This window comes from Chromobacterium sp. FG22, assembly GCF_057809415.1.
Map to the genome: position 1 here is coordinate 121,930 of NZ_JBMDJX010000005.1, position 21,600 is coordinate 143,529.

General features: G+C 62.9%; 31 protein-coding genes. 1 reads left to right on the forward strand and 30 read right to left on the reverse strand.

From position 1 onward, the window contains the following. Positions 1-22: 22 nt before the first annotated feature. The 15 genes from ACODSD_RS06990 to ACODSD_RS07060 all read right to left on the reverse strand — a co-directional run bounded on the left by ACODSD_RS06990 (position 23) and on the right by ACODSD_RS07060 (position 12,005). Entirely contained in the window at positions 23-391 is a 369-nt protein-coding gene (locus ACODSD_RS06990) for a hypothetical protein (RefSeq protein ID WP_488877034.1), read from the reverse strand. 11 nt (positions 392-402) lie between these two features. Continuing rightward, a complete protein-coding gene (locus ACODSD_RS06995; protein ID WP_488877035.1) occupies positions 403-1,029 on the reverse strand; it encodes a phage baseplate assembly protein V in 627 nt (208 codons plus the stop codon). Beyond that, the gene (locus tag ACODSD_RS07000) at positions 1,026-2,153 is read right to left on the reverse strand and encodes a phage baseplate assembly protein (protein ID WP_488877036.1); all 1,128 of its coding nucleotides are present in this window, start codon (positions 2,151-2,153) and stop codon (positions 1,026-1,028) included. The genes ACODSD_RS06995 and ACODSD_RS07000 overlap by 4 nt, the downstream gene beginning before the upstream one ends. Continuing rightward, positions 2,137-3,414 carry a DNA circularization protein gene (locus ACODSD_RS07005; RefSeq protein WP_488877037.1) on the reverse strand — a complete coding sequence of 426 codons (1,278 nt, stop codon included), beginning with the start codon at positions 3,412-3,414 and terminating at the stop codon, positions 2,137-2,139. Before ACODSD_RS07005 ends, ACODSD_RS07000 begins: the two co-directional genes overlap by 17 nt. Beyond that, complete coding sequence (locus ACODSD_RS07010; protein ID WP_488877038.1) at positions 3,415-5,538, reverse strand: phage tail tape measure protein; 2,124 nt, start codon at positions 5,536-5,538, stop codon at positions 3,415-3,417. 124 nt (positions 5,539-5,662) lie between these two features. Further along, the gene (locus ACODSD_RS07015) at positions 5,663-6,040 is read right to left on the reverse strand and encodes a hypothetical protein (protein ID WP_488877039.1); all 378 of its coding nucleotides are present in this window, start codon (positions 6,038-6,040) and stop codon (positions 5,663-5,665) included. 7 nt (positions 6,041-6,047) lie between these two features. Further along, positions 6,048-6,422 carry a phage tail protein gene (locus ACODSD_RS07020; RefSeq protein WP_235088129.1) on the reverse strand — a complete coding sequence of 125 codons (375 nt, stop codon included), beginning with the start codon at positions 6,420-6,422 and terminating at the stop codon, positions 6,048-6,050. Positions 6,423-6,469: 47 nt separating this feature from the next. After that, entirely contained in the window at positions 6,470-7,888 is a 1,419-nt protein-coding gene (locus tag ACODSD_RS07025) for a phage tail sheath subtilisin-like domain-containing protein (RefSeq protein WP_488877104.1), read from the reverse strand. Continuing rightward, positions 7,888-8,076 (reverse strand): DUF2635 domain-containing protein, encoded by a 189-nt coding sequence (locus ACODSD_RS07030; protein ID WP_488877040.1) that lies wholly within the window; start codon positions 8,074-8,076, stop codon positions 7,888-7,890. The genes ACODSD_RS07025 and ACODSD_RS07030 overlap by 1 nt, the downstream gene beginning before the upstream one ends. Beyond that, positions 8,073-8,738 carry a DUF1834 family protein gene (locus ACODSD_RS07035; RefSeq protein WP_235088125.1) on the reverse strand — a complete coding sequence of 222 codons (666 nt, stop codon included), beginning with the start codon at positions 8,736-8,738 and terminating at the stop codon, positions 8,073-8,075. Before ACODSD_RS07035 ends, ACODSD_RS07030 begins: the two co-directional genes overlap by 4 nt. Beyond that, complete coding sequence (locus ACODSD_RS07040) at positions 8,738-9,157, reverse strand: gp436 family protein (protein WP_235088122.1); 420 nt, start codon at positions 9,155-9,157, stop codon at positions 8,738-8,740. Before ACODSD_RS07040 ends, ACODSD_RS07035 begins: the two co-directional genes overlap by 1 nt. A 1-nt stretch (position 9,158) precedes the next feature. Then, positions 9,159-9,554: an HI1506-related protein gene (locus ACODSD_RS07045; RefSeq protein WP_488877041.1), complete on the reverse strand. Its 396-nt coding sequence runs from the start codon at positions 9,552-9,554 to the stop codon at positions 9,159-9,161. Positions 9,555-9,564: 10 nt separating this feature from the next. Continuing rightward, positions 9,565-10,473 (reverse strand): Mu-like prophage major head subunit gpT family protein, encoded by a 909-nt coding sequence (locus ACODSD_RS07050; RefSeq protein WP_488877042.1) that lies wholly within the window; start codon positions 10,471-10,473, stop codon positions 9,565-9,567. A gap of 28 nt (positions 10,474-10,501) precedes the next feature. Beyond that, a complete protein-coding gene (locus tag ACODSD_RS07055) occupies positions 10,502-10,906 on the reverse strand; it encodes a hypothetical protein (protein WP_488877043.1) in 405 nt (134 codons plus the stop codon). A 7-nt stretch (positions 10,907-10,913) separates the two neighbouring features. Continuing rightward, positions 10,914-12,005 carry a phage protease gene (locus ACODSD_RS07060; protein WP_488877044.1) on the reverse strand — a complete coding sequence of 364 codons (1,092 nt, stop codon included), beginning with the start codon at positions 12,003-12,005 and terminating at the stop codon, positions 10,914-10,916. A 125-nt stretch (positions 12,006-12,130) separates the two neighbouring features. Between ACODSD_RS07060 and ACODSD_RS07065 the strand changes: the two genes are divergently transcribed. Continuing rightward, the gene (locus ACODSD_RS07065) at positions 12,131-12,403 is read left to right on the forward strand and encodes a DUF2513 domain-containing protein (protein WP_488877045.1); all 273 of its coding nucleotides are present in this window, start codon (positions 12,131-12,133) and stop codon (positions 12,401-12,403) included. 152 nt (positions 12,404-12,555) lie between these two features. Here ACODSD_RS07065 and ACODSD_RS07070 read toward each other — a convergent pair whose 3' ends face one another. The 15 genes from ACODSD_RS07070 to ACODSD_RS07140 all read right to left on the reverse strand — a co-directional run bounded on the left by ACODSD_RS07070 (position 12,556) and on the right by ACODSD_RS07140 (position 21,546). Continuing rightward, a complete protein-coding gene (locus tag ACODSD_RS07070) occupies positions 12,556-13,119 on the reverse strand; it encodes a phage virion morphogenesis protein (RefSeq protein ID WP_488877046.1) in 564 nt (187 codons plus the stop codon). Beyond that, positions 13,116-13,946, reverse strand: a complete 831-nt coding sequence (locus ACODSD_RS07075; RefSeq protein ID WP_488877047.1) for a phage head morphogenesis protein — start codon at positions 13,944-13,946, stop codon at positions 13,116-13,118. Before ACODSD_RS07075 ends, ACODSD_RS07070 begins: the two co-directional genes overlap by 4 nt. After that, entirely contained in the window at positions 13,933-15,510 is a 1,578-nt protein-coding gene (locus ACODSD_RS07080; protein ID WP_488877048.1) for a DUF935 domain-containing protein, read from the reverse strand. Before ACODSD_RS07080 ends, ACODSD_RS07075 begins: the two co-directional genes overlap by 14 nt. A gap of 5 nt (positions 15,511-15,515) precedes the next feature. After that, the gene (locus ACODSD_RS07085) at positions 15,516-15,728 is read right to left on the reverse strand and encodes a hypothetical protein (protein WP_081575582.1); all 213 of its coding nucleotides are present in this window, start codon (positions 15,726-15,728) and stop codon (positions 15,516-15,518) included. A 16-nt stretch (positions 15,729-15,744) separates the two neighbouring features. Further along, on the reverse strand, positions 15,745-17,508 hold the full coding sequence (locus ACODSD_RS07090) for a hypothetical protein (protein ID WP_488877049.1): 1,764 nt from the start codon (positions 17,506-17,508) through the stop codon (positions 15,745-15,747). Next, positions 17,505-17,693 carry a hypothetical protein gene (locus ACODSD_RS07095; RefSeq protein WP_107732757.1) on the reverse strand — a complete coding sequence of 63 codons (189 nt, stop codon included), beginning with the start codon at positions 17,691-17,693 and terminating at the stop codon, positions 17,505-17,507. Before ACODSD_RS07095 ends, ACODSD_RS07090 begins: the two co-directional genes overlap by 4 nt. Beyond that, a complete protein-coding gene (locus ACODSD_RS07100) occupies positions 17,686-18,186 on the reverse strand; it encodes a DUF1804 family protein (RefSeq protein ID WP_488877050.1) in 501 nt (166 codons plus the stop codon). The genes ACODSD_RS07095 and ACODSD_RS07100 overlap by 8 nt, the downstream gene beginning before the upstream one ends. Continuing rightward, a complete protein-coding gene (locus tag ACODSD_RS07105) occupies positions 18,186-18,407 on the reverse strand; it encodes a hypothetical protein (RefSeq protein ID WP_081575578.1) in 222 nt (73 codons plus the stop codon). Before ACODSD_RS07105 ends, ACODSD_RS07100 begins: the two co-directional genes overlap by 1 nt. Further along, positions 18,404-18,616: a TraR/DksA family transcriptional regulator gene (locus tag ACODSD_RS07110; RefSeq protein ID WP_081575577.1), complete on the reverse strand. Its 213-nt coding sequence runs from the start codon at positions 18,614-18,616 to the stop codon at positions 18,404-18,406. Before ACODSD_RS07110 ends, ACODSD_RS07105 begins: the two co-directional genes overlap by 4 nt. Then, positions 18,613-19,194, reverse strand: a complete 582-nt coding sequence (locus tag ACODSD_RS07115) for a hypothetical protein (RefSeq protein ID WP_488877051.1) — start codon at positions 19,192-19,194, stop codon at positions 18,613-18,615. The genes ACODSD_RS07110 and ACODSD_RS07115 overlap by 4 nt, the downstream gene beginning before the upstream one ends. A 194-nt stretch (positions 19,195-19,388) precedes the next feature. Beyond that, the gene (locus ACODSD_RS07120) at positions 19,389-19,622 is read right to left on the reverse strand and encodes a hypothetical protein (protein WP_488877052.1); all 234 of its coding nucleotides are present in this window, start codon (positions 19,620-19,622) and stop codon (positions 19,389-19,391) included. Continuing rightward, entirely contained in the window at positions 19,622-20,029 is a 408-nt protein-coding gene (locus ACODSD_RS07125) for a M15 family metallopeptidase (protein WP_107732753.1), read from the reverse strand. Before ACODSD_RS07125 ends, ACODSD_RS07120 begins: the two co-directional genes overlap by 1 nt. 93 nt (positions 20,030-20,122) lie before the next feature. Then, on the reverse strand, positions 20,123-20,674 hold the full coding sequence (locus ACODSD_RS07130) for a hypothetical protein (RefSeq protein ID WP_488877053.1): 552 nt from the start codon (positions 20,672-20,674) through the stop codon (positions 20,123-20,125). Positions 20,675-20,707: 33 nt separating this feature from the next. Beyond that, positions 20,708-21,139, reverse strand: a complete 432-nt coding sequence (locus tag ACODSD_RS07135; protein ID WP_488877054.1) for a Mor transcription activator family protein — start codon at positions 21,137-21,139, stop codon at positions 20,708-20,710. Beyond that, a complete protein-coding gene (locus ACODSD_RS07140; protein ID WP_488877055.1) occupies positions 21,136-21,546 on the reverse strand; it encodes a gp16 family protein in 411 nt (136 codons plus the stop codon). The genes ACODSD_RS07135 and ACODSD_RS07140 overlap by 4 nt, the downstream gene beginning before the upstream one ends. Positions 21,547-21,600: the final 54 nt, after the last annotated feature.

A 21,600-nucleotide genomic window follows, 5' to 3' on the forward strand; every position in this document is an offset into this window, starting at 1 on the left:
TGTGATGGGCTTCAGTGCGCTGTTATAGGGCGCTTAACACATCAATTTGCTTGTTCTCAAGTGACTTAAGCATCTGGTGCCCGCTCCAACTAAGCCGCAATGCAACTGCTTTCGCCTGATGAATGTCGACATGGCCCATAATCCACTCCTGCTCAGCAATCAGGAGATAGTGCGCCATCACTTGTTCTCGCGAGAAACCCTCTCTGTTCAAACTGCGCTCACATGCTTCAGATTTGAAGATATAGGACCGATCCGAGATCTCCTTCAACAACGTCATTATCAGTTCGCTATCGATTGCTCCATCAAAAGCAGTCTGTTGTAACATCGGTTTCATGTTGGCCCCATGTTTGATTAAATGCGCATCATGCCAAATGGCTTGCAAATTATCCATAGGGAATGTCTTTAATTCGGCGGCCCCGTCACCCCGCCCGAGTCCCCCGGGTGCGTATGGTGCGCGCCGCTCTTGCCGCCAGCCACCACATCCTCTGTCGCCGTCAGCGTGCCGTCCACGTGCGCGCCGCTGCCGCCGCTGATCGCCATCCCGCCGCTGCCGTTGATCTGGCCCTGGGCGTTGAACACCGCGCTGGCCGTCAGCGCCGGGGTGTTGAAGGTGGCGCTGGCGCTGGCGTTAACTTCCCAGGTCTGGCAGTTGACTTTAAACACGTCGCAGTCAGTCTCGATCAGCCGGCCGCGCTTCATCACGATCTTGCTGCCTTCGTCGGTGTAGAGCGCTACTTCGCCGGGGGCCAATGACTTCAACCGGTAGCTGCCGTGCTCGGTGGCGATCACGATGCCGTGAGCGGTTTTGCCGCCCACCGGCAGGATCACCGCCATGGTGCCCGGCGGCGGGTTGCTGGTCAGTCCATAGTGCTGGAACAGCTCATTGTCCTGCAGGCGCTCGCCGGCCAAGCCGTCAGCCTGGGCCAGTTGCACCGCCGGGCCGCTGCTGACGCGTGTCAGTACCCCGCGGAACGCCTGGCGCACGCTGGACATCGCCCGACGGATGCGCTTGTCGATTTCGTTGATCATTTGCTCACGTCCACGGCTTCCAGCCCCGCCGATCCGTTCTTGCCGCGGCGGTGCTTGCGTTTATGCGGGTGGGCGTCCAGCACCCAGACCTTGTCTTCCTTCAGCGTCAGCGTTGTGACGGTGCCCTGGCCCCGGCCGCCTTGGAACTTGCGCGCCATCAGAAAGAAGGTCGCGTCGATGCCGTGGGCGTCGCTGATCACATGAATGCGCTGGCCAGGCTGCCACAACACGCCGCCGCTTGTGCGGTGGCCGGCCACCTTGGCGGTCAGCGTAAAGCCCTTCAATCTGGAGTCGGACAACAGCTTGCGGCCGCGAGCGCGCGCCGCCTCGGTGTTCTCGGCCTCGTGGTCGACGATGATCTTGGGCCGATAGATCTTGACGTCGGGATCCCGCACCGTGCTCTTGAGCGCGTGCTTGCCGTTTTCCGTTGCTGTGCCATGGCGTTGGCCCAGCACCGTGAACTCGGAGTAGCGCTCCGCCATTGAACGTACCCGGCTCAAGCTGATCACGTTGTTGTCCTTGCCCTCGCGGCGCATCACCAAACTGGCCACCGGCGGGGTGTTGTAGTCCGGGCCGCCGATCACCAGGGTGCCGTCTGGCTCAAACCAGGGCCACAGTCCGTTCGCCTCAGCGGCGTGGACCAGGGTTTCCCATGCGGTGTCGCCCGGTTCCACGTTGATTTTCTCCGACGTCATCGACCGGGCCGCGTCGATGCGGATCTTGCTGATGCCCAGCGGCTTGACCACGTTGGCCACCACCTCGGCCAGCGTCGCTTGCTTGGCGGTGAAGATGGGGCTGGAGCAGTCCACCAGCACCGCCGCGCCGTCGCGGCCGGACAGACTCAGCGTGTGGCTGTTCTTGTCGATGGGGTCGGCGATCTCGTCTATCTGACCGGTCAGCACAGTGTCGCGTCCAATCCGCACTACCACGCTGGCTCCGGCTTCCACCAGCGGCGGAAACTCGCCCTTGGGCAAGCCCAGCGACACATGCCATGCGTCGGCCGGGATCATTAGATCCGAGTCGATCTCGTAGCTGGTCCATTGCTGGTGGACCCGGCCGCCAATCAACACGCTGACTGCGTTGTCCCCGGAGGGGCGTTGGTAATGGCTATCGGGCGTAGGCATTGAGCACGTCTCCCACTTGCAGCGCGTTCGGGTTGATCAAGTGCGGGTTCAGCCGCGCCAGCTCCTGGGCCCGCGTGTAATCGCCATACCAACGGAAGGCGGCCAGGTGCAAATTGCCAGGCGCCTCGACGGTTCTGGAGATCAGCGGCGGCAGCGCCTCGATCACCGCCGAGGCGGCGTCCTGGGTGCCCAGGGCGGTGTCTTTCAGCGCCTCGGTGACGGGCCGAAAAACTTCGACGGGGAACAGCTGGCGGTGCGTTTCAATGGCTTGCTGAATGGAGCCACGCACATCATTGGCAATCCGCTCGACTTCGGGAGGGGATAAGGTCGGCTTCTCCGCCTCGGCGGCCAGGATCTGGCCCGCCACCTCGGCCAGCGTAGTGGCCACTGTCGTCTGTACGACGGCCGTCACCAGCGCGACATCTTCCGCCTTCGCGGGAATCGGCTTGGCTTCAGCCCCGACACTGCCGCCAGACTCTCCGCCGCTTCCTGTCGTGCCTGCGGATCCCGACGCCACCGCGCCCGGCAACTGGACAACATTGTTGAGTTGACCCGTGAGGCTTTTCCAGTCCGACATGATCACGCCGGCATCGAAGCTGCGCAGATCCGCCATGCCGTTAACCAGGCTGACCACGTCGCCAGCAAAGGCACGCGGGTAGTCGATCAGATCCAGCGTGGTGCCGATGATGCTCTGCAGCTGGCTGCGGATTGCGCCCAGCGTGCCCGTCATCACGTCGCGCAACGCATTCAAGCGCGACAGACTGCCGGTGACGCCGCTCAAGGCAGAGATTGCCGAGGCGAACACCTCGATACCGTTGAAACGGGCCGTTTCCGCCAGCAGGCTGACCGCCTCGGCCTTTTGCACCGGCAGCTGCTGGACAAAGAAGGGGTTGCCGGGCGTGGCTTCGACGAAAGCCAACTCCACCGTGCAGTAATCCGGGCTGTCGGCGTCGTGGCCGATTTCGTAGCTGAGGAGCTGGGCCGCTTTGATGCTGCCAAACACCGGGTGGATCAGCTCGCCGTGGCCCGGCTCGTCCAGCACTTTCAGGAAGCCTTGCAGGCGGCTTTCGTAGTCCTTGCCGAAGAAGGCGGCCAACATCGTAATGCGTCGGGCCTTGCGGCCCAGGTCTTCCACGTCCGCGCCGTCAAGGTAGGGGTATTCGTGGCTGGCCGAGTCGCGCTGTGCGCTGTCCTGTGCGCGCAGGCAATCGAAGGCCACGCCGCGGAAACTGGCGTCAAGTAGGGTGTCGGCCCAGGCCATCTAAAACCTCCTGCCGGTAGTGGTGTTGGCGGCATTGACGGCAGCGACGATGTTGCCGTTCTGAACATCCACCGTTACCTTGATCGGGATGGGCTGGCTTGTGGCCTGCTGCATCTTCTGCGCCGCGAAGTCCAACTTGGTCGACGCGTTGACCGCCGACTGCAGCAGATTGAGCTGCGGAATCGGCGCGGCGGCGCTGGGGTCATTACGCTTTGATAGTTGCGTTGGACCCAGCAGCTTGGCGTCCTTGTCGCCGTTGACCATGTCGTAAAGCCAGGTGCCCAGCGTCCGCTCTTTGCCGCCATTCGTTGCGGTCAGCGCCTGGGTGATGCCCGAGTTGAGCAGTGACCCAACGCCGTAGCCCGCCAGGCCGGCCAGCCCCACGCCGCCGGCCCGGAGCGCGACGCCGGCCCCGCTGGCTGCCCGGCCGAGGATCCCGCCGCCTGCGCCGCCGCCCAAAATGCCGGGCAAACCGCCTTTGCCCATCAGCAGCATCGGCAATGCGGCCGCGCCGGCTGCGGCGGCCAAGGCGCTGACTGCGGTCGTGGCTCCAACCAAGGACGCAGTCAGGCCGGGGTACTGGGATCCATATTCCGCCAACTTGCCGGCCACATCGCCCACTACATTGTTGAACTTGCCGATGGAGTCGTACTGTCCTTGTTCCTTGACGTTCTCCGCCTGCTGGAACTTAAACCCTGCTTGTTCTTTGATGAAGCGTTGATTGATGTCTACGTCCTGCTCGCTCCCGCCCAGGATGCCCGACTTCATTTTTTGATATGCCTTGGGATCGAACAGCATTGGCAATAGGGCCAGCATTGCTTGACGGTCCTGCAGTGTTTTACCCACTCCGCGGGCCTGCAAAATGTCAGCCATACTGCCGTACATCGCCGACTTTTCCTTGTCGTTCTTTGCATCGCCAGCCTGGCGCTGCAGTCGAGTGAACTCCTTGTCGCTTGCCGCGACCTTGCGCACAAGACGTGTGAAGGCTTCGACGGGGTCGATGCCTTCTTTGCGCGCCTGCGCCAGCGTGCCGTAGAGGTCTACGCCTTTTTCACCTTTTTTTGCCGTCCCCATCGTACGGGAGCTGATTTTCTTGAAGTCGTTGGCGGTATCGGATGAGGTTATTTTCTGTAAGAAGTTGACGACGTTGTTGCCGGCTTCATCTGTGCTGCCAGCCGCAGTGACGGCCAATTGACTGGCGGCCAAGATCGATGCCAGCCCATCGGTGCCGCGCAAGCCGGACAGCCCACCCATCGCCAGCATCTTGGGCAACCAGGTCGCCATGTCCTTCAACTCGAAGCCACCCATCTGGCCCGCTTTCAAAGCCATGCCCAACGCCTTCGGGATCTGATCAACCGGGATCTTGGCGTTCTGCACCGCCGCCATGACCACACCGGTCATTTCTTCGGCGCTGGAGCCGGCGGCTGTGGCCGCCTTGCTGATCATCGGCAGTAGCTTGCCGGCCTCCTGCGGCGAGAAGATGCCGCGCGCGATCAGCTTATCGAGCGCCGCGGCGTTGTCGTCACGTGTGCCGCCCTCATTGGTCCCGGACCGGATGTACCCCTCCAGTTGTGCTTTGCCGTCGCGCCGACGTTGTATCTGCTCATCAATAGACAGTTTGCGCCCGTTTTCCTCTGAGTCGTTGAACGCGGTGTTTGCCATTTGCGCCAATCGCATATCGTAGCTGGCCACTCTGCGCATTGGGTTTGCCAACACAGCGCTCCCAGCGATCCCGCCAGCGGCGACTGATGCCAACACTTTGGACCCAGCCGAAAAGTTGCGCTGCAACTGGCTGACGCCTGTCATCTCGCGGCGCAGTTCTTTGACCTGGTCCCGCATTGCGCTGTAGGCGCGGGTTTGCTCCCGCGCCGTCATGGTGCCGCTGCTGGCCAGGCGCTTGTAGGCGGCCTCGGTCTGCTGGATCTCGCGTTGGATAGTGCGTTCTGACCTGACGCCCAGTTGCTCCCTGGCGCTGGCCATGCGCTGGCTTTCGCGCGACAGGCCAATGACCGCTTTCTCGGCGCGCTGAGTGTTCTTCTCCAGATCCTGCATCGCCCGCGCAATCGGACGCGAGGCTTCGTCGCGGGCCTTGAGGGTTAGGCCGACTTCAGGTTCTCTTGCCATGTTTAACCGGGCTTCCTTTTGCGCTGGGATTTAATGCTGCGCTGCTCGACGCTGCCGAGCTGGCGTTTCTTGCCGCCGTACAAGCTATTGACGGCGGCAAGGTAGCCTTCAAACTCGACGGCGTTCAGCTCCCGGATCCGGGACTCGGGGATGCCGTGCCGGCCGAGGACGACGACGGCGAGTCGGAATCCGCTGAGTTGCTCTTCGGCCGCATCCGCTTTTTTTTGAGACGATCTCGCGCATCGGTCATCACGTCGTAGTCGTCATCCACCATGGTGCCCAACAGCTCAAAGGTGATCGCCTCGCGCGGGATGCCGCCCAGCTTCACCAGGCTGGCCGCCAGCATCATGGTGTTGAGGCGCAAATTGGAGCCGCCGCCGCTGGTCTCGATGGCGTCGATGTTGTCGCTTACTGTGGGCAAGCGAATCTCGAATTCGTAGTGCATCTGGCCGGATCCGGCCGGATACTCGACGCCGTACTGCAGTTCGCCTTTTTCGGTCATGGTGCGTTTATTCCTTCACGTGGCGCAGCGCCTGCAGCTTGAGGTCGCGGCGTGCTTCGTTGTCGACGGAGTACTTGTCGCCGGTCTCGGTGGTGAAGCAGTCGAGATAGCTTTCACGCTTGCCGCCTGCGCTGTTCGGGTAGATGGTCAGCTTCGCGCCTTCAATCGCCTCCCAGTCCAGGTCGCCGCTCAGCGGGATGGCGACGGTTACCGACAAATCGTATTCGGCGATGCCCTTGGCGAAACCTTTGGCCCGGCCGGTCTTGTTCATCGTCTTGACCAGCTTCCGGCCGGTCTTGGTGCTGATGCTGATGTCGATGACTTCGACTTCCTTGCCGTCGACTTCCAGCACGATGGCCCCTGCGTATTCCTGAAGCGCCATGATGTCCTCCTGGTTGATGCGAGGCGGCCTGCGCCGCCCCTGGTTGTTTACAGCAGCAGGTCGATGCGTCCAGCGAACACGTGCAGGCCGTTGACCACGTCCACCGGGATCTTGGCATCCAGGCGGTTCACGTCCTGGCTGTCGCGCTCGACGATCAGGCCGTCCTTGTTGGCCTCCACCGCTTCGACGATCTCCAGTTCTTCCAGCTTCAGCAGCACGTCGAACAGCTCCGAACGCACCTTGTCCGGGGTGCGCTCGGACAGCTTCTCGCGCGGGAAGCGCAGCGAGATCCGCTCACGGCACGCCTTGCGCACGTAGTCCAGGGTGCGAATGGTGGTGATGTCCAGCAGCGCCACGTCGTCCACGCCCTGGGCGTCCTTGGTGTAGGTGCTGATGGCGCGCACGATCTGCACCCGGTCGCCGGGGCCGATCTCCAGCGGCGTCATGCCGTTGTACAGGGCGTTTTCCTGCTCGGTCCGGGTCGGCCGCTGGTCAATGCCGGTCACGTCGATGCCCGCCAGCTCCAGGGTGTTCAGCGGCCGCGCCGGATCCTCTTCGCTGGCCAGCACCGCGGCGTAGGCGGCGGCGATTTCGCAGGGCAGGCGCAAGGCGCCTCGATGCCAGGCCCCGGTGATGCGGCCGCTGTTGATCTGTCCGGCCAGGGTGGTGCCGCTCGCCAGCGAGCCAGGCCAACCAAACACGCCAATGGCACCGCGTTGCTCCATCGGCCCGGACACGAAGTCCAGGTGACTGCGGATCACGGTCAGCTGCGCCTGGCTCGACAGCGGGGCCACAATGATGTTGTGCCCGCCGCCGGCCATTGCCGCCAAGGTGGCGGTATAGTCCGGGTCCAGGGTGCCGCCGGCCAGGGTCACCACCGCGGCGGAGAGACCGGGCGCTGTTGCGCTGGCCACCAGCTTCAGGTCATTGCCGATTGTTCCCTTGTGTACGCAGGTCACGGTGACCACGCCCGACGCCACCGCGCCGGTAGCCGGCAAATCCGGCCGGGCGGCCAGCGCCGCGCCCAGGGCCGTCGCCACGGCGGCGGCGGTGTCGCCGCTGTTGACCGCGACATCGACCCGAGTCGCGCCGACCCACAGCTTCAGCACGCCGCTGCCGGTGGCGGTGCCGGTCAATGTCACCGTGCCCGAGGCCGCCACGCCGGCCGGATCCGCGATGGCGACGGCGGTCAGCTGCAAATAGGGGTAAGCCGTGATCGCGGCGCGGGCCATCAAGTGCAGCTGAGAGCCGCGGCCAAACAGCTGCGCCGCCTGCTCGTCGCTGAACACGTCGGCGGGCACCATCGCCGCCTGGGTGCCGGCGGCCAGTTTCTGGCCGAGCACCAGCACGCGCTGCGGATTGCCCGGCAGTGTGCGCACCGCCAGCTTGGTGTTGAATTCGAAGTACTTGCCGGGCTTGCGGATGCTGGCCGGGATGCTGTCGAAGCTGATATTCGGGCTGGCCATCATTCACCCCCTTTCTTTGCGGTGGTTTTGGCACTGTCGGCGGCGTCGATCTCGATCAGATCGCCATCCGCCTGGATGCGCAGGTAATAGGCGCTGTTCGGCACGTCCACCGCGGTGGCGTCGGTGATGAACTCACGCGGTTTGTCTTCCCTCGGCACCTTGATGCCGGGCGCGGCTTTCACTTTCATGGATCGCTCCTGGTGAGGATGTCCGAGGCGTCGGGCTGGCCGTCGTCCGGCATCAAGTGGTAATTCAGGCCGGTGCGCAGCCAATCCGGATCCGGCTCGCCGGTCTTGCCCTGGTAGCCGGTGAACACCGCGTCCGGGTCGTTAACCGCATCCGGCGCGCCGGCAGCCGGCGGCGTCGGCCAGCGCAGATGCGGCAGGGCTTCTTCCATCCAGAAGGTCGAGAACTCGCAGGCGAACACCGAGAACGCGTCGTTCTCCAGACGGGAGTTGAACAGGGTGCGAATCCGGCCGGGCTGCAGCGGATGAATCGGCAGACCCAGGTCCTGAGCCGACAGCAAGCGACGCACCGCGGTGACCAGCCGATAAGTGCCGACTTCCGCCGCGGCCGCGCCGCCGGTACGGCTGGCCGCTTCGCTGCGCACGCTGCGGTCGCCCACCATCACGACGAAGCTGGCGTCGGCTTTGAATTTCCACTTCGACGCCGAGTACGGCTCGGTCCTGGGAACACCGCCGAAGGTCACCCATGCCGCAGGGAAACGCCGGATGGCTTCCTCCAGACCATCGTCCAGTTCGCCGCCATAGCTGCCGACTTCGCGGACCATGCGGCCGAGGCCCAGCCGCAAACGCGCGATGATGGCCTCTTCGGTTCTGGCGATGATCATCAGAACAGCCCTCCATCCCGCGCGAACACCCGCGTGCCGCTGGCGAACTGCACGGTGTTGTCGGTTGGCATGGGCGCGCCGTCCGGCATGCCGCCCAGCGTGACCTTGCCCGCGGCCACCAGTTCAAGGAACTTGACAGCATCGCGGTAACGGTCGCGGATGTCGTCGGTCACCCGCGTGCCGCTGCCACAAAGCCGATAGCGCGCGATGTCGCATGCGTAACCGGTGAGGATCTTCGGCGGCTGGGCCAGCGGCAGCCGGTAGCGGCTGCTGATATAGCCGTCGATCTCGACGCCCGCCGCTTCCAGCGCGCCCGCCAGTACCGTCTCGTCGACTGCGCCGGCAAAGGCGCGGTCAGTCAGCGCAATGACTTCACCTTCGCCGAAGCGCGTCACCATGTCGTCGCGGGTGGCGTACATCTCATTCGCCCCCGCCGACGCGGAGCAGCTGCAAGGACAGCATCGGCTCCTGGCACAGCACTTCGAACTCTGCGGCGGTCAACTCGCTCAGCGGGATCCGGGTAACTTCGCGAGTAAACCAGCGGCCGGCACGGCGGAACTGCTCGCACTTCGCTACCACCTCGACGGTGTCGGGGGCAAACATCCCCGTCACTTCAGGCGGCAGCGCGGCCGGCGGCTCCACCGCTTGGGTGGCGGGCTGCTGCAGATCGCCTTCAGTCGGAGCGCCAGAGTCTTTGATGCTCGACGGCAACTCCGGCGGCAGCGCGGCCGGCGGCTCCACCACTTGGGTGGCGGGCTGCTGCGGCTTCTCTTCGGCCGCCCCGTCTGGCGCGGCCTTGGTGTTGGTTTTAGCCATGACGCCCCCGTTACGCTACGCTGCCGTCGGAGCCATAAGCCAGCTGCCAGAAACCGTACCCACCGGCCGCGCGAGCCTCCGCGCCGAACTTGTACTTGCGGCGGTTAAACACATCGTCGGCTTGAGGATCGGTCTGCTGGACGAATACCGGCTTTTTGCGCTCTTGATAGATAAAGGGCTTGACCGGCTTGGTGGTGTCGAGCAGGAACCAAGCGTCGTCCGAGGTCAACCAGGGCACCACCACCAGCTCGGCCGTGCCTTTGTAGGGGTTGGTCTTGCCATCATCGAGTCGGTCGTTGCTCAGCAGCGCGCGGGCGATGTCTTCCAGGGCCGGCGGCACCAGCAACACGTTCGGGGTGATGTTCAGCGGGCGGCCTTCATCGTCCTTGAACTTCTTCATCGCCGTGCGCGCAACGCCGTAGCTGGCCTGTGCGGCCGCTTGCGACGCGGCGGACAGTTTCTTGGTGCCCTTGTTCGACACCGAGGCATCCGCCACCGGGTGATCGACGTCGAAGAAGTACTGGCCGTCGTAGCACTGGCTGTTGAACGACTTATTGACCAAATCGAACACGATCTCGTCCGGCAACTGCTTGGCCGAGAAGCCCGCCATCTGCGCTTGCGGCGCGTAGATGCCGAGGTTGTCGTCGTCGATATCGTTACGGTCCACCTCGACGGTGGTTTCCCAGTCGTCGTTGGTGATGCTGTAGCCAAAGGCGGACAGCGCTTTGACCGCTTTCTCGCCGATCCACTTCTGCATGCGCGGGAAAGTGGACAGCCACTTGTAATCGTTGGAACGGGCGGTCGACGGCACCAGCATGGCGATTTTTTGCCACTGGCTGGGCGCGGCGTCGAAAGCGTTGTTGAATGTGGTCTTCAGGTTGACGAAGATCGCCTTCAGCGTAGCGGCGTTGATGATCATGGGGTTTGCTCCTTCCAGTCGCTGGGGTTTAGATGACCCACACGCCATCGACGTCGACACCGAGTACAGTGCCGGCCAGCGTGCGGGTGTTGGTGCCGTTGGTTTTGGCCACGGTCTGGTTGTCGACGATGTAGCAGGCGCGGCCGACGCTGGCCTGGGTGACCGGGTCGCCGGATTCGTTGGCCCACTTGAACGCCTTGCCGCGGCGGATCGTCATGCTGATCGCGCCGTCGGCTCCGGCGGTGTTGTCGGCCAGCCCTTCGGCGCGGCCGAGGTAGGCCAAGGTCGTCGCCGTCGCGCCGTTGGTGGCGAATCCGGTGGCGCTGGCGGCAACCAGCGCCCCGGCCGGGATTTTTTGGCCCGCGGCCACCGGCACAACGATCAGCGAGCCGTCCTTCATCGGGGTGTTGCGGTCTTGAGTCGTAGCGGTCATGACGTGCTTACTCCTTCATCGCGGCGGCCACGGCGGCCGGGTCGTTGCCAAACATGCTGCAAACCGCAAGCGTGTCGGCATCCAAGCCGGTTTCCGGGTCAGCCGCGGGCGGCTTGCCTTGGGTTTGGGTCGCCGACAGCGCGGCGATCTTCGGAGCGCTGGCAAGATACGACTGCAGCGCGTCCAGATTGGATTTGCCCAGGCCGCGCGCCCATTCTTCCTGTACCGGCAACAGCCGGCCGTCGGACAGTGCCGCGGTCAGCAGTTGCTCAACCTCGCCGCCCTGCAGCTTGTCGGTGAGCACAGCTACTTGGTCTTGCAGGGCGCGCATGGTCTCCACCGACACGAAACGGGCGGGGTCGACCTGGGTTGCCGACAGCGTGGCGATGCGGGCTTGTTGGTTGGTCAGCAGCTGCAGCAAGTCGATGTTGGCGGCAGCGGTGCCCTGGCCCCCGGACAGCTGTTCAATCAGCTTCTGCAGCTGGGCTTTAATATCGTCGGCGGTTGCGCCGACAGGCAGGTTGAGCAGCCAACGGAGCTGCTCGATCAGTTCGTCCATCGTGGAGTCCTCCTGTTTAACGGACTGAGTTAAGGAAACCAGACGCGACAAGGCCGCCACCTGCAGATCAGGCAGTTCGTCCAATGCCGGGTTGTTGGTCAGAGCGACATGCAGCAGGCCCGTAACGCGGCCTTCCTTGTCGTAGGGGAAGACGGGAGATATATAGAGGTACTCATCGGCCTCGATCATCGCTGCGGCGCTCGCGGTCCATTCGACGTCGACGGCGTAAAGTCCATCGTCCCGCCATTCCAGGGTCGTGAACCAGCCGGCGGCGGGTGCCGGCTTGCCGTTCTCGATGCTGCGCAGGGTTTGATGCTCATAGTCGATTACATAGCGCGTCCTCCGGGCGGCAGCTTCGGCAATCAAAATGGCGGCCTGCACGCTATCCATCTTCCATGCGGGCACCTCAACCGGCCGGCCGTCTCGGGCGCGGAAACTGCCGGCGGGGATCAGCTTGACGACGCGAGGCGCCTTGCCTTCCGTTCCGGCTTGTTTGAGGTCGACCGTCAAAGCGGCGATGAAATGTGTCAGGTGTGGCATGCCCCCATTTTGATGGGACACTGCGAGGGGGATTAGCTGATGGGCTTCAGTGGAAATTGATGCAGCGCATTGACCGGATCTGGCAGCGTGTCACAATGCAATTACCATTGTCATAGGAGAGTAAAATGAGAAGAAGTAAGACGGTGATCAAAGCCATGCTGCAAGGTATCGTCAAAGCAGATGGAGGCAATGAAAAGGAGGTACGCACGTTTATTGCCGACAAGCCTGGAGCAGGCACCGAAGAGCAGGACTTTCATTTTGCCTTATTAGAAGAAGGCGGATTTTTGCTCATTGGTAAAAAAAGTGACTCGGAGCGAATGGCTATATCTACAGCATTCAGGCTGACATGGAAGGGACACGACCTGCTTGATGATCTCGAAGCAAGCCCACTTTTCTAATGTGACCGCGCATATATCACCCAACAGGCTACCCCCAATCCCGCTGCAGGGCGTTTAAACCCCGTTTAATTTCAACGATGCGGGGTTCCGGTACATCACCGCATCACCCAGTCCGCTAAAAACGCGCCAGAACGGCGCGTTTCGTTTTGCGGTCAGCCGGACGAGGCGGCCCTCAGATAGTCCTCCACCGTCGCCTCGATCTCGCGCATGTCCTCGCCGCCGAGCACAAGGAAGGGGCGCGCCGGGATCTTGCTGCCAGGGTGGTTGACCTTACGCACCGGATGCCGGCCCCCGGCCCAGGCCAGCGCGCGCTTGTTGCGCGGCCGGATCTCGTGGGCCTTGGTTTGCCCGCCGAACTGGTGGATGGCGGCGTACTTCACATTGGTGCCCACCACCGCGTTATCGTTGCTGCTGCTCTGGGTCATGCTGCTGGCCAACCGGCCGGACGCCTGCAGGATCTTGCCGCCTCGCACTTTCTTCTCGAAGCGCGACTGGGATACCTGGCCGCGTTTTGTCAGCGCGCCCGCTCTCGACATCCAGGACGCAGGCTTCAATCCCTGCCAGGCCGGCCGGCCCTCGCGCGCGAAGTTTTCCTCGACTGCGTCGGCCATGATGCCGGCGATGGCTTGCATCAGCGGCGCGCGGTGCGTGACCGCTTTCTCCAGCCGCTGCAGCGCGGCGAGGACGCCGCTGTTGTCCACCTTGATGTCTATCATGCGGCCTCCTGGTACTTGCGGTATTGCTTCGCCAGCTCGGGCGGGTATCTGCTCAGATCCGGCTCATAGGCGGCAACGCCTGGATTGAAGCCGAAGCCGGGATCCGCGACGAAGCGCTTGCCGGTCGCCGGGTCGTTGAAGGCGATCACCTTCCGCGTATTGCCCTCGCGGTCTATCGGCTGATCCACTTCTTCCAGTCGCCCCTCGCTGCTGGCCGCCAACAGCTCCAGGCGCTCCATGTCCCGCGCGCTGCGAGTGCGTACTCTGCAGCGACAGTTCCAGCCGTTGGGCGGATAGAAGCGGCTCCAGAACGGGTCGTCGTAGCGGAACACGCGGCCGTGCAAGCTGCGGTGCGCCGGCCGGGTGCGGTTGTCCATGACGGCCACGTACTCCCAATACGGCCGCAACTCTGCGCTGGCCAGTTGTTCCTGGAAGCGGCCAGCCTGGTAACTCGACTGCAGGTTGGTGCGGAAGATAGTTTCGAGCCGGCGCGGGTTGAGCCGCTTGCCCAGAATCTCGCCGGTCCCCTCGTCGACGATGCGCCCCTTGCCCCACCAGCCCTTGGCCTCCAACAACGGCTGCAGCCGGTTCTGGAAGTCGGCCAGGGTTTCGCCATTCTCCAGCGCGGCTGTCAGCGCTTCGCGCACATCGGTCAGCACGTCCAGCCGAGTGACGCCGGACACGGTAAACGCGCGCGCATGCGCCTCGGCCCAGACGTCTTGCCACTTGAAGCTGATCGCGTAGCCTTTCTCTTTGAAGTAGGCGATAGCATCCTCGGGCGGCAGGCCGATGGCGTAGCTCAGATCGACCGCGTCAGCTGTCGGCATTCAAGCGCCCCCACACATCGGCGACGAACATCGCGCGCGCCAGCATCTCCGTAATCGCGTCGTCGTCCAACAGCGGGAAAGCCGCCGTCAGCGCCTCGATGGCGTCATCCGGCGTCGCGCCGCTGCGCAGTGCCTGGATCACCGGCTCAAGCAGGGTGTTGGCATCGCCGCTCAGATCCGGCAACTCGATGGTGTCCAGCGCCGCCTGGTCAGGATACACCACTTCGCCTTGGGCATTTGTCAGGACCGCGCGATAAGACAACGCCGCCTTGGCCTCCTTGGGCCGCAGCTCCGGTGGTAGGGACATTTCCGGGCGCGGCGCGATCAGCACGTCTTCGTTGTCCTGGGGCGTGGGGATCGCCAGCTTCTCGTAGACCCAGGCAGTGGGCACCTTCAGTCCCAGACCGACCAGCGACGGCAGCGCGTCCGCGTACAGCTTCAAGTCTTCCGGCTGCCTGGTATCGAACACCAGGCGCGGCATGCGGCGCGGATCCACCTGACCGAAGTTCAGGACCGCCAGCGGATAGAGTAGATCTCGGGTTAGCGAGCCTTCCAACTGACGCGCGTCACTGACCGTCAGGTCGTGGCGCACTTCGTTGTGTATCGCGCCGAGGGCGTTGGTCGAGGTCTTGCCGTCGGCCTGGCTGGTCAGCGTGCCGCCCAAGATCGCTTTGGACTGGGTCCGCTCGCACCAATCCATCATCGCTTGGAACGGTTCGTGACTGCCGTTGGCGGCGTTCTGGAACTCGATCAGCATGCTGTCCGGGATGATGCCGGCGGCGTTGTGACCGATGCTGGCCACCGCCTGCAGCAACGTGGCCTTTTCTTCTTTGCTGGCTCCCGCGGGGTACTTGCCCAGGCGCAGCGGCAAGCCGTAGATCTCCAGGAACTCGGCCAGGTCGCGCACGCTGAAGTTCTTGAACAGATAGGGCCAGGCCAACACGCGGTGCAGGCCGGCGCGGTTCAGATAGCCAGACTTTGCCTTATGGCGATGGATCACCCAGCCAAATTGCCAAGGCTCAGCCCCCTCGGCCGAGCCGTCGCGCAGCCGCAGCGCGTTGCCGTCATGCTGCAGGGTCTGGAACCAGCGTTGCGGCCGGTGCGTCAGGCTCCGCGGCAGCCAGGTGCTGCCCAGGCGTTGCCATTCAATCTCCAGCGCTGCAAATGCGTGACCAATGCCGTCCAGACAGTCCAACACAACGTCGTCGAATTCGGCCATGTCCGCCAGCCACTCCTGCAGCTGATCGGCCTGCTTTTTCTCCGTGGCGCTGGCGTTGCGCGGCGGGGCGATGCTCCAGTCGAGCGTGAGCAACGCGCGCTTGCGCTTTGACATCTCGGCGAGGATGTGGCCGTCTTTCTCCTCCATGTCGGTGAACAGGTCGGCTTGCGCGGCCAGGTTGCCTTGCTCGGCATCCTCCAGGATCCGGGCCAGGCGCTGCGGCGTCAGCCCGCGCGACGGGTGCTCTGCAAACTCGCGCGTGACCCAGCCCACGCGGGCAGTCTGCGGCTCGTGCAGCACTTCTTTTTGAATCGGTTGACCGAATTGGTCCACAATTTGCGCCATGTTTGTCACCCAATATTTCGGCGTTTGCGGTAGGCATCCCACTTTTCAGGATGGGCCTTTTTCCATTCCCTAATCGCCTCCTGGATATCTCGAAGGTCCAGACACTTCTGGTCCTGCCTGCATCCAAAGAAATACAGCCAGATCACAAGCGCAGCCAGAATGGCGACACCTCCCACTACCATCACCACATAGCCGATCCATAAAGCCAGGAACTCCATTTCATCCTCCAATTCGTCACCATGCGCCGGATTCGGCGCTGAACCCGCTGTCGTTGTCACCTCGGCCGCCACGGGCCACTGGCGTGAACTCGAACACGGCATTGCCGCGCGTCGACGCGATCATCCATAAAATCTGCAGCGCGTTGAGGCCGTCGTAGTGATGGTTGGTTTGCGGCTCCGGCCAGGTGTCCAGCTCGGCCAGCAGATTGGTCAATGCCGGGCTGATCAGGATCCGCGGCACGAAGGCGTCGCAGATGAACGGCTCCAGGGAGTCGATGCGCACCTCCGGCGCGGCCAGAGACGTCACGCCGACCAAGGGCAGCGGCACGCCCGCGTTCAACGCCTCCTGCATCATGGTGTGGCGCATATGCTCATAGGCGTTGTTGTTCTCAAAGCCCCAGGCCTGGCAGCGCTGCTCGCGCTGCGCCTTGATCAAGTCAGCCAATAACTTCGACGGTACTCGTCGTTTAATCTCGGCCTCGACCACATGTAAGATCTTGGTATGCCGGTCCCAGCCGCCGCACAGGATTGCGGACGGGTCGGACGACTCGCCGCGGCCCATAGACGGATCGCACGCGCCAAACATGGTCCAGTCCGGCATGCGCTGAACCCAGAACTGGACGTTGCCAAATACCTTGTCTTCGTCGCTGCGCGGATCGCCTTGCATCTCGGTCTTGAAGGCGGTGCCATTTTTGGCCCGTTGCCGCATCAGCCAGTACAGCGAGCGGACGCTGGGCCACGACGTCACCGCGCCCGCATCCATCAACACCTGGTTGCCCAGGTAGAAACGGTAGGACGGCAGTTCGGCGTCGGACAGCTTGCGGCCGGCCTCGTTTGCGGCCTCCGCGGCCTTTTTGTCCTCGTTCAGCATCAGCGCATGGCACTGCTCCCACAAGTCCATGTGGGTGGGCAGCTTCTCGATGGCGCGGAAGTGGTGGACGATGTGGCCGATGGTGCGCTTTGCCCGGCTGATCGGGTCGTCTTTGTTCAACACCGTGCCGACGCCCAGGTACTTGACCGAGCCGTCCGGCGGCCCCAGATAGTCAATCGCCTTGCCGAGCCAGTTCCAGCGGTTTTCACGCTCGGTCGGGCTTTTGGCTTCGGCGTCGGTGATCAGGTCGTCGCCAAGCAGCAGCTTGGGCCGGCTTGCGCCGTGAAACGTCCCGCGGATCGCTTGTTCCGCGCCGAACGGCTCGACTTTCACACCAGTGCGGGTGACGAACTCGCCGACCTTCCACATCGGGCCGCGGCCGCAGGCTTCAGGGAAGTCCAGCGCCAGTTGCGCGTTGACCGTCAGCTCAGTCTTGACTACCTCCAGCAGCTTGGTCGGCAACTTGGTTTCCGCGCCCAGCAGGATGATGTAGTCGATGAAGGGCGGCGGCGGGCCGGCCCAGCCCACTTCCTTGCGTACTTCCGGCCGCTGCATCAGCCCTTGCACCGCGCACCAGGTCGGCCCGATCTTGGTCAGTAGGGAGGACTTGGCTTCGCCGCGCGGCGCGATCCACCACTCGGTCACGCCGCTCGGCTCGCGCAGCAGCTGCGGCAAGCGCTTGCATAGATGGTCCTGGAACAACGACGGCGTGCCGCGGATGTGGTGCGGGAAGTAGGTATAGGCGAAGAACTCGAAATCGCCATCCCGCAGCACCCTGCGGCGTCGGGCCTTGATCGCTTCCGGCGACGAGTCCAGCCCGGCCTGGTGCGCTTCGATATCGCGCTTGAGCTGCGCGGAGAGTTCGCGCAGCTCGTCGAAGAATTCCTTGGTTGTGAACGCCTGGCTCATCGCTGGATCTCGGCACCCAGCAACGCCATCGCCATGACGGCATGCCCGTCGGGGTAATCCGCCATCACATCGCGCAGCCGCTGCAACGCCTCGGCGACGCGCTTCTGATCATCCGGCTCCAGGTCCGCGATTGCGCCCTTGATCAGCAAATAGGTCTGTTGTTCCGCCGTCATCTCGTCACCCATACAGTTTCGCCAGCTCGTTGCCGAACGGCTCCAACACTTCGACAAAGGCCGCAGCATGCTGCGGGTGGTTGTCGCGGATGTACGCGGCCATCTTCTGCACTACGTCCATGGCCGTCGCCAGCTGACTGGTCTCCGGCAACACTTTGCGGCTGGCCGCCACGGTCTTGTTGAACGAGTCGGCCAGGCTCGCAAGCATCGCGACCTTCTTTTCAGCAGGCAGGTCCACGTTGGTGTTGATCGCGTCCATCGTCGTCTGGTACTGCGTCAAAAAGCCGGTCAGCGCCGCCCGCGCGACGTTCTCGATGCCGTCGCCGGCCAGGATCGCCGCGGCGCGCAGTTTGTCCCAGTCGTCGCCGGCCTCGGCCGCTTCGCGCTTCCAGCGGCTGGCGGTAGACATCGACACATCGCACTGCAGCGCTGCCACCTCCAGCCCGATGCGGTCAAACACATACAGGCGCCTGACTTTGTCGCGGGTCTCCGGTGCATGCGCCATTACGTCAACGCCCGTTTAACCACCTCGACGGCAATGGCGGTGCCGACGGCCACGATGCCGCCGCTGATCGCCCCGGCCTTGGCGGCTTGTTGCTCGACGTGGCGCAGCCGTTCGTCCATGCTGTCCAGCCGTTCGTTCTGCTGCTGTTGGCTGGTCACAATCATGTCCAGCTTGCCTTCTATGCGCCCCAGGGCGCGGGTAACTTCGTTGTTGTCGCTCATCTGGCATTGATCCTCTCGTGAATGGTTTGGCACTCAAAACAGCGGGTGCAGCCCTTGACCAAGGTCTGGCGCTTCTCCGGTATCGCGTCGCCGCAGTCTTCACAGTGACTGAGGCTCGTGCCGGTTTTTTGCTGTGCTGCCTGCCGGGCCAGCGCCTGCTCACGCTGGCGCAGCTCCAGTTCTTGCGCCTGGTCGAAGATGTCCGTCATTTAGTCGTGGCACCTCCATGAAGGTGGGACAGGGTGCCCAGTTGAGCTTCAAGCTGTTGGCACCACGCGCCATAGTCGGCGGCGTGGGCGATCAAGTCCGCCGGCTGTAGCCCGGCACCGGCGGCCCCGGTTTGACCGGGATTTGCAGCATCTCCGGCGTTGGCTGCGGGCAGACCCGGATTACGCTCGGGGTAGCCGAGGGCTGAGCTGTAGAGCCGCAGCCCACCAGGGCCGAGGCCAGTAAAACGATCACCATCAGATTGAGTCGCATCGGCAATCCTTTGCTTCAGTTGGGTCTGGGTGGTAGCCAATTGGGAACGGGTTTGCAGCAGCTCCCAGCCCAGCTTGTTGGCTTGTTCTGCGAGCTTCTGCTGGCCGGCCAACGCGGCTGTTAGTTCGCCGGCTTTGGCATCGGCCGCGCGGGACCGCTCTTGCTCGTGAGAGAGCTGGACAGCCTGCAGCTTGCTGGCTGCAGCGGTTGACGCGACTTTCTGGCCGGAATAGAAGCCAGTCCCCCAGACCAGGGCAATAAGGGCGGTGATGGCCAAGGGCTTGATAAAGGGGCGGATATCAAACATGGCGAGTTCTCCGCTGTTTGCGCGCCTTCCTGGCCGCGCGGCGGATCGCCGCCACGCCGGACTTTCGGCCAGGCATCGGCCAGCTGAGGCAGACCGGCGCGGCGCTGGGGATGGGCCGCGGCTGAACGGCGGGGGCTTGGACCTTGGCCGGGGATAGCAAACGACGCCCCCAGCTCACCAGGCGCAGCGCGAGCTTAAGCATCCTTGCCCCCTTTGGCGTTGTCGCGACGGGTGGCGATCCAGCTGCGGGCCGCAGAGTAGCCGCCCACGACGCCGAGGTAGATCAGCCAGACGTCCGGCGTCAACGCACTGGAAATGCCCTGGTAGATGAACATGCCGGTTGCGGCCGCGCAGGCGACATTCGCCCACAATTTGCTGTGGCTCAACCGGTTTGTTGCGGGGTTCTTAAACAGGTCGCCGAGGCTCATTACTGATACCCCTTTGCCAGCTCGAAGTGCGGGAACTCTTTGAACGGCGCATTGGGGCGGCCGTACCAGTTCAGCCCCAGTTCCATGCCAATCTTGCCCATCACTTGCCAGTGAGGATGTTTGGCGTCCCACATCGGCTTACCGCCAATGGTTGGCACCACGTCGAAGGCGCGCGCGGCCGGCTTGCCCTGAATCATCGCGTTGTGCGCGGACTGGCCGGCGCGGGCATTGGTCACGCGCGGGCCAGGCTTGGTCCGGCCCTGGGCATACAACTCGTCCTGCTCAGCGCCAGAACGATAAGTGGTGGTAATGAGAGCGGTGACCCCAGCAGCTTCGCAGCGGCGTACAAACTCGCGACACAGAGGCTGCAAGTCCGGGTGCAGATCCTCGATTTTTCGGCTTGCCATGACAGCGGTATCCATTTTGGTTGAAACACCGCCAGAATAAGAAAGCGCCCCAGTTGGGGCGCTGTGAGGGGCTTCAGTGGAAAACGATCAGTGCTATTTCTTTTCTTGGCTCTTCAATACGGCACCGCTCAGAGCAAACGAGCATTGAAACCTGATCAGCTTCGCCAGTTCATCAAGCTTTACAGCTACATCTGGCATTTTGCCCTGGGCGGCTTCAACGCTCATTCGTGCGAGCGTCGGCAAATTCCTGCATGACCGGAACACAGGGTCTATTTTCTCTGCCGCTGTGCTCATATGCGCTGGCCACATGTCTTCCAACACATACAAAGGCTTCAAGATTGTTTCTAGGTTTGTTTCCAGGGTCACTTTTTCCATTGCATCATAAGCGCTGTTTACCCCAGCAAGCGCAGCCCTGGAAGTCAAAAATCCTTCTCGATCAATGTCGGGAAGAGTACTGCCTAAGCTATCACGACCAAATTTTTGGATTTTCTCAAGATCAATTAAAGGGTGCTCAGATTCCAAGATCTGAAGCTTGGACTTCAGCTGTTTATTCTCAGTCTCCAGCTGAGTCATTTTTTCTTTTTCTCCGTTTGAGCAGCCCGCCAACAACAAAGCCACCAACAGAATGGACAGATAACGCGTCATGACATTTCCTCGCTTCACCGGAATGCCGACATCCTAAAACAGCTTACCCTGCGGTGTCTCGCTAATCTGGTCCACCTTTTTCAGCAACATCCAGACATTGCGCTCGGTCATCTGGTATTTGCGCGCAAGCTGGTTGACGGCATGCACGGCCGGGTGCTCGCGGGTCAGTTCGTCGAACTCGGCCCGGATCAACCGGTCACGCACTTCTCGCATCGCCACCGCGCAGCGCGGGATCGCCAGCACTTCACCACCAAAGTGGGCTGTGAGTTTATCTGCCGCCTCGACGCCCACCACCTCGGCCAGCGCCTCGTAGCGGATCTGCCCGTCGCGGCGCTTGTTCTTGCTGACAGGAAATGTAGTGCCGCCCCAGACGTCAATCAAGCGAGCGGCTTTGGGCAGACCGATCAAAGTGGCGATCAGCTGGGCCATTTCCGGCAACAAGTGCTTCACGTCGTCCAGTTTCATCTCACGTCCCTCCCATGTCGTTTCGCGTCGTAAGTCAGCGCCGCCACCAGCTTCTGCAACTGCTCAGCATCCAGCCAATCCACCTTGTCCACCGTGAACATGCGCTTGGCCATCGCGTCGGCGTAGGCCCAGGGGCGCTTGGCTTCCGCCAGCAGCGCCTCGACCTTGCCCACCAGCGCCTTACGATCCCGTCCCACGCTGGGCCGCTTTCCGGTCTTGGCCGCGGTCTTCGGCTTCCAGCCGCAGCGTTTTAAATGGGCCAACACCTTGTTGACGCCAGCAACTGTCAGATCTTTGCTAGACGACACGCCGGCAATGCTCTGCAGCATGGCGCGGTAGGTGTCGTCGTCCATGGCCAGTTCTTTCTTTGCGATGTGGATCTTCGCCAGGGCGGGGTTGCGGTTCATTTGTCACTCCGTTAAAACGCGTTGCGGAGCCGGCAAGCGCCGGCTCGACACCGG

Bases quoted from the DNA above. Each gene is read 5' to 3' on its own strand.
- ACODSD_RS06990 (WP_488877034.1), bottom strand. From the start codon at position 391: ATGGATAATTTGCAAGCCATTTGGCATGATGCGCATTTAATCAAACAT.
- ACODSD_RS06995 (WP_488877035.1), bottom strand. From the start codon at position 1,029: ATGATCAACGAAATCGACAAGCGCATCCGTCGGGCGATGTCCAGCGTG.
- ACODSD_RS07000 (WP_488877036.1), bottom strand. From the start codon at position 2,153: ATGCCTACGCCCGATAGCCATTACCAACGCCCCTCCGGGGACAACGCA.
- ACODSD_RS07005 (WP_488877037.1), bottom strand. From the start codon at position 3,414: ATGGCCTGGGCCGACACCCTACTTGACGCCAGTTTCCGCGGCGTGGCC.
- ACODSD_RS07010 (WP_488877038.1), bottom strand. From the start codon at position 5,538: ATGGCAAGAGAACCTGAAGTCGGCCTAACCCTCAAGGCCCGCGACGAA.
- ACODSD_RS07015 (WP_488877039.1), bottom strand. From the start codon at position 6,040: ATGACCGAAAAAGGCGAACTGCAGTACGGCGTCGAGTATCCGGCCGGA.
- ACODSD_RS07020 (WP_235088129.1), bottom strand. From the start codon at position 6,422: ATGGCGCTTCAGGAATACGCAGGGGCCATCGTGCTGGAAGTCGACGGC.
- ACODSD_RS07025 (WP_488877104.1), bottom strand. From the start codon at position 7,888: ATGGCCAGCCCGAATATCAGCTTCGACAGCATCCCGGCCAGCATCCGC.
- ACODSD_RS07030 (WP_488877040.1), bottom strand. From the start codon at position 8,076: ATGAAAGTGAAAGCCGCGCCCGGCATCAAGGTGCCGAGGGAAGACAAA.
- ACODSD_RS07035 (WP_235088125.1), bottom strand. From the start codon at position 8,738: ATGATCATCGCCAGAACCGAAGAGGCCATCATCGCGCGTTTGCGGCTG.
- ACODSD_RS07040 (WP_235088122.1), bottom strand. From the start codon at position 9,157: ATGTACGCCACCCGCGACGACATGGTGACGCGCTTCGGCGAAGGTGAA.
- ACODSD_RS07045 (WP_488877041.1), bottom strand. From the start codon at position 9,554: ATGGCTAAAACCAACACCAAGGCCGCGCCAGACGGGGCGGCCGAAGAG.
- ACODSD_RS07050 (WP_488877042.1), bottom strand. From the start codon at position 10,473: ATGATCATCAACGCCGCTACGCTGAAGGCGATCTTCGTCAACCTGAAG.
- ACODSD_RS07055 (WP_488877043.1), bottom strand. From the start codon at position 10,906: ATGACCGCTACGACTCAAGACCGCAACACCCCGATGAAGGACGGCTCG.
- ACODSD_RS07060 (WP_488877044.1), bottom strand. From the start codon at position 12,005: ATGCCACACCTGACACATTTCATCGCCGCTTTGACGGTCGACCTCAAA.
- ACODSD_RS07065 (WP_488877045.1), top strand. From the start codon at position 12,131: ATGAGAAGAAGTAAGACGGTGATCAAAGCCATGCTGCAAGGTATCGTC.
- ACODSD_RS07070 (WP_488877046.1), bottom strand. From the start codon at position 13,119: ATGATAGACATCAAGGTGGACAACAGCGGCGTCCTCGCCGCGCTGCAG.
- ACODSD_RS07075 (WP_488877047.1), bottom strand. From the start codon at position 13,946: ATGCCGACAGCTGACGCGGTCGATCTGAGCTACGCCATCGGCCTGCCG.
- ACODSD_RS07080 (WP_488877048.1), bottom strand. From the start codon at position 15,510: ATGGCGCAAATTGTGGACCAATTCGGTCAACCGATTCAAAAAGAAGTG.
- ACODSD_RS07085 (WP_081575582.1), bottom strand. From the start codon at position 15,728: ATGGAGTTCCTGGCTTTATGGATCGGCTATGTGGTGATGGTAGTGGGA.
- ACODSD_RS07090 (WP_488877049.1), bottom strand. From the start codon at position 17,508: ATGAGCCAGGCGTTCACAACCAAGGAATTCTTCGACGAGCTGCGCGAA.
- ACODSD_RS07095 (WP_107732757.1), bottom strand. From the start codon at position 17,693: ATGGGTGACGAGATGACGGCGGAACAACAGACCTATTTGCTGATCAAG.
- ACODSD_RS07100 (WP_488877050.1), bottom strand. From the start codon at position 18,186: ATGGCGCATGCACCGGAGACCCGCGACAAAGTCAGGCGCCTGTATGTG.
- ACODSD_RS07105 (WP_081575578.1), bottom strand. From the start codon at position 18,407: ATGAGCGACAACAACGAAGTTACCCGCGCCCTGGGGCGCATAGAAGGC.
- ACODSD_RS07110 (WP_081575577.1), bottom strand. From the start codon at position 18,616: ATGACGGACATCTTCGACCAGGCGCAAGAACTGGAGCTGCGCCAGCGT.
- ACODSD_RS07115 (WP_488877051.1), bottom strand. From the start codon at position 19,194: ATGTTTGATATCCGCCCCTTTATCAAGCCCTTGGCCATCACCGCCCTT.
- ACODSD_RS07120 (WP_488877052.1), bottom strand. From the start codon at position 19,622: ATGAGCCTCGGCGACCTGTTTAAGAACCCCGCAACAAACCGGTTGAGC.
- ACODSD_RS07125 (WP_107732753.1), bottom strand. From the start codon at position 20,029: ATGGCAAGCCGAAAAATCGAGGATCTGCACCCGGACTTGCAGCCTCTG.
- ACODSD_RS07130 (WP_488877053.1), bottom strand. From the start codon at position 20,674: ATGACGCGTTATCTGTCCATTCTGTTGGTGGCTTTGTTGTTGGCGGGC.
- ACODSD_RS07135 (WP_488877054.1), bottom strand. From the start codon at position 21,139: ATGAAACTGGACGACGTGAAGCACTTGTTGCCGGAAATGGCCCAGCTG.
- ACODSD_RS07140 (WP_488877055.1), bottom strand. From the start codon at position 21,546: ATGAACCGCAACCCCGCCCTGGCGAAGATCCACATCGCAAAGAAAGAA.